3 protein-coding genes are annotated in these 2,943 nt (G+C 50.3%); 2 read left to right on the forward strand and 1 reads right to left on the reverse strand.

Annotated elements, in window-relative coordinates:
- Positions 1-1,031 precede the first annotated feature (1,031 nt).
- Both QZP87_RS15195 and QZP87_RS15200 read left to right on the forward strand, forming a co-directional pair.
- Entirely contained in the window at positions 1,032-1,448 is a 417-nt protein-coding gene (locus QZP87_RS15195; RefSeq protein ID WP_291323773.1) for a hypothetical protein, read from the forward strand.
- Positions 1,448-1,798, forward strand: coding sequence for a hypothetical protein (locus QZP87_RS15200; RefSeq protein WP_291323774.1), 351 nt, complete (start codon positions 1,448-1,450; stop codon positions 1,796-1,798). The genes QZP87_RS15195 and QZP87_RS15200 overlap by 1 nt, the downstream gene beginning before the upstream one ends.
- 314 nt (positions 1,799-2,112) lie before the next feature.
- Here the strand turns inward: QZP87_RS15200 and QZP87_RS15205 are convergent, their stop codons facing one another.
- The gene (locus QZP87_RS15205; protein WP_291323775.1) at positions 2,113-2,712 is read right to left on the reverse strand and encodes a hypothetical protein; all 600 of its coding nucleotides are present in this window, start codon (positions 2,710-2,712) and stop codon (positions 2,113-2,115) included.
- Between the last annotated feature and the right edge of the window lie 231 nt (positions 2,713-2,943).

The following is a 2,943-nucleotide window of genomic DNA, read 5'->3' on the forward strand; positions in this document are numbered from 1 at the left end:
CTGACTACGAATCAGTAGGCCGCAGGTTCGAATCCTGCCGGGCGCACCAATAAAATCAAGGGGTTAGGCGATAGTCTGACCCCATTATTTTTGTCCTACCTCCTGCTTGTCCTACCCCTGTCCTACCAAAATAAAAATAAGCTCATAAAAAAATCTACTGAACGTCATTATATTTGTCTCTGGGGTACTGCGTGGGTTGTTGGTGTTCAGGCCGGGAGTTGAAGAGTGAGCTATAGGTGTGAGAGCAAAAAAAATATACAGTTAAATCAGATAGTTAAAATTCAGACCGCAAAGAAGGCCACTCACGCTTCCATATACGGCCACCATTTTGCGTGTGACCAGTCGATCGTTTTTTGCCCCTCAAAGCCATTCACGGGCTTCCTGTGGCTTCGGTCTTGCGTTGTGAACAGGATAAGTATTACAAAACACAACAAGCCCCCCCTACCCCCCACCCCCGGTACCCTGATCTTTTGGCGGCGTGGCGCTTGGTCGTCTGTAAGGGAGAGGAAAGTTTAACGTCCCGGTAATTTTCGCCAAAACCTTCCACCCCTCAGGGAATACGCCAGGGTACCTTGGCTTGAAAAATTTCCCCCGGCAGAAACCAGGGAAAATCTTCCAGGAACCTGGACTTGAAAATTTCCCTCCCGGCCAAATCTCAGGAAAAACCCCCGGGGGACCTGGACCCGAAATTTTTCTCCGCCGGCATGGGCTGAAAACTTTGTGAGCCATCTTCAGTGTCCCAAAACAATATTGCTGGCCAGATTAGCCTAAAAAACCCCTTCCAGCCCACTTCTTAAGCAATCACTGAAGCCATAGGAAGCCCATAAAGGCCCCTGAAAAAGATTTTCCGGGGTAAGGTATGGGCTGAATGAAATACGGGCTTCTATGGCTTTATGTAATTCTTTGATTTTATTGGACATATTCCATAATTTCTTCAGGAGAATATTTTCTTGTTGACGGTGGAATGAGGGGGATATATAAAGATTAAACCAAAAGAAAACGATACACAGTTTTATATATCGAGGTAAACAATGTCTGCCAGCACAGCAACAATCAATCTGAGCTCTCATCAAGGGAAGGTGGAAAGGGCATGCAACAATTTTGACGGGACCGGATCTGTATTCCGTGCCTCATTGGTGCTGTTCTTTTTCATGCCTGTTCTTCTATTCTTTGACTGGCTGGTTTTCAGAAGGGTACGCAGGCAGATGGAAGCATGTCCTTCAGGTCAGGCAGTCCAATTCATGGCGGAGATCAACCAGGAGGCCGGAAAGATCCACTCCTGTCTGGCCAGGCTGAAGCAGGCCGTCCCCGGGAGTATCTTTTTTGCTCATATCCGGGGTCTGGTGGACAGAAGGCTGGACGATTGGGAGGACTTGGTTGAGGATACCGCCATGGGTGCTGATGAGCAGTTCCGGGGCCTGGTGAAGCAAATCGCTGGTCGGTTGTAATGCAGTTGCGGCAGTACCCGCCTTTTGAATCCAATAAGAAATCTGTCCTTAAAAAATACCCCCACTCATCCGCTACCATTGAAAATGCTATCCAGGGGCTTGTTTCCAGACCGGAGCAAGGCGATCTGTACCCTGGCTTTGAAGGGTTCCAGGTAAGAAAGATAAGGATTGCTCTGCCTGAGTACAAGCTGAGCTCAAGAAAGGGGTTGCGCCTATTGTTCCTGTACTATGAGGCCCGGAAGATAGTTGTTCCTTTGTATATTTACAAAAAGGGTGACTACAAGGAAAGCCAGGTGAAGAAGGCAACCATTGAGGCGCTTAAGCAGGTGCTGGAAGCAATGCAGGATTGAAGAGGCCTTTCCAAATACTGCCGAATATGCGCCTCCAGATGGTGCAGATACGCCCTGAGGCTTGAAACCAGGAACTTTTAAGCCAACACTGAAGCCATACAAGCCTCATAGAGGCCCGGAAAGGGCAAAAGCCAGGCCAAGGTATGGGCCGAATGAAACAGAAAAGGCCACCCGGTGCTTGACCAGGTGGCCTTATTTTCAGTGCGGACCGGATGCCACTCCGGTTCGGCGGCTTTCTGCGTCAGGCTATACCCTGGTAGTGCCGTTGATCCTCCAGGGAAGGGGAGCCCCCAACTCACCGCACTGAATTGGGGTTATATCTTCTGCTCCCCTGTAGCCTCCCGCCTGGCCCGCTCCAGGTAGTTGAGCTTTTGGGCTGTGTTTATTATGCGCTCCTGCATCAAGGCCTCGAATTCCAACCGGCCATCTCCCGGATGATCCCTGGCGAATAAATCAAAAAGGTATTGATAAATCTCTTGATCATCCATGCCAGAGAAGTGATGGGGACTGTTGCGCCTGAGTTCGCCGAAGAAGCCCTTAGCCGCCTCATCCTCTGCCTGGCCATCAATAAACTGGATCTCCGGAGCGACCTGTTCTTCGTGAGTCCAACCCCGCCGCTGTTTTGGTAATGGTGGGGCTTCGGCAGTGAATGGAACAAGCGGCGTGGGCGTGTCGTAGTGCAGCACTGAATCCTGGGTATCAAAATCTGCCACTGGTCGCTGCCACTCCACCGGGTCCGCAGACCCCCTCAGTGGTTCATGCCTGGCCGGTTCGTGCCGTGCCTTCCAGGACAGGGCCGAATCCTCCATACCAAGGACAAAATCCGGGAAAGACTGCTCGGTGCCGCTTTGATGGTACAGGTCGATAAGCACATCTCCTGCCTTTTTATCCCTTAACTGGTCACTGCCCTGCATGATTTCTGATTCCAGGTATTGCCGAGCACGTCATCACGGCGCTTTGCTTCGTCCAGGGTTAAGTCGAATTCTGTGACTGGTTTGAATTTTTGTTGCATGATATTGTCTCCTGTTAGTGACTTACTCCTGAAACCCTGTCACAAAAAACAAGAAAAATTTGAGCCATGACGGGGGTTCAGCACTTGGCACTGGGACTGTTTCATTTTTGGACACTAAGCTCAGGTGCTCCCC

Origin of the sequence: Desulfonatronospira sp. (genome assembly GCA_003563255.1) — a bacterium.
Taxonomy (GTDB): Bacteria; Desulfobacterota; Desulfovibrionia; order Desulfovibrionales; family Desulfonatronovibrionaceae; genus Desulfonatronospira.

Bases quoted from the DNA above. Each gene is read 5' to 3' on its own strand.
- QZP87_RS15205 (WP_291323775.1), bottom strand. From the start codon at position 2,712: ATGCAGGGCAGTGACCAGTTAAGGGATAAAAAGGCAGGAGATGTGCTT.
- QZP87_RS15200 (WP_291323774.1), top strand. From the start codon at position 1,448: ATGCAGTTGCGGCAGTACCCGCCTTTTGAATCCAATAAGAAATCTGTC.
- QZP87_RS15195 (WP_291323773.1), top strand. From the start codon at position 1,032: ATGTCTGCCAGCACAGCAACAATCAATCTGAGCTCTCATCAAGGGAAG.